Origin of the sequence: Pseudoxanthomonas daejeonensis, assembly GCF_010093205.1 — a bacterium.
GTDB classification, from domain to species: Bacteria; Pseudomonadota; Gammaproteobacteria; order Xanthomonadales; family Xanthomonadaceae; genus Pseudoxanthomonas; species Pseudoxanthomonas daejeonensis.
Genome location: NZ_PDWN01000030.1, coordinates 1 through 693 on the forward strand (window position 1 = coordinate 1; position 693 = coordinate 693).

Annotated in this window: 2 protein-coding genes; both read right to left on the reverse strand. The window is 52.7% G+C overall.

The annotated features are described in order from the left end of the window. Positions 1 to 157 precede the first annotated feature (157 nt). On the reverse strand, positions 158 to 352 hold the full coding sequence (locus CSC65_RS16060; RefSeq protein WP_162411593.1) for a hypothetical protein: 195 nt from the start codon (positions 350 to 352) through the stop codon (positions 158 to 160). A 124-nt stretch (positions 353 to 476) separates the two neighbouring features. Continuing rightward, positions 477 to 641 carry an SEC-C metal-binding domain-containing protein gene (locus CSC65_RS16400; RefSeq protein WP_097120735.1) on the reverse strand — a complete coding sequence of 55 codons (165 nt, stop codon included), beginning with the start codon at positions 639 to 641 and terminating at the stop codon, positions 477 to 479. Between the last annotated feature and the right edge of the window lie 52 nt (positions 642 to 693).

The window sequence follows — 693 nt, forward strand, 5'->3', positions numbered from 1 at the left end:
ATCAGACCTCAATTGATATATAGCGGCGTGTAGTCTACTGCGCAGACATAACACTGCTAGACGTACATCGCGTGTATTATTAGATGTGAGTGTATTATTGATATATGACTACTAAGGAGCGTTTCGTGCATATAGAGCATATGGAGGCGAGGCTAGTCTACTGATTTATTCTGTTTTTTTTTTGACGAGCGATAAATCCTCCGCAGGCGGCTGCAAGCAAGCCGAGTAGTGCGGTGGCAAATTGTGGCGAGGCATGGGCGGTTGACGCCGCGGCCGTGACATGCAGGTCCAGAACACTGCCAAGCGCAATAACAATGGTCAGCATCGCGACGGTGCCAATGACTATGCGCATGACTGTATCCTTTGATTTCGACCTAATCATTGTCTGCCTTGCCACGACAGCGCCACACCCTCCACAGGGCGTGGCGCCGGAGACGCCTAACGGAAGTAGTCATGGCGGTTGATGCCATCAAAAGCTACCTGAAACCAGGCAGCACCGCTTGAAACGACCTCCCAGAGCCGCAGGGGCAGGGATCGTTGCGGCCAAGCTTTTCGCAAAGTTCTTTGTCTCCGTGGACGAATCTGCGCCCCTTCTTGACGTTGGTCTCGGACGGGAATCCTTTGCGGCGCTTGCTCGTTATCTCAAAAGGAAGCCGGGTTGTGGTTGTGACGCTTCATGGGACACCTCCTATG

Excerpts from the sequence above, each read along its gene's own strand:
- CSC65_RS16060 (WP_162411593.1), bottom strand. The coding sequence starts at position 352 with ATGCGCATAGTCATTGGCACCGTCGCGATGCTGACCATTGTTATTGCG.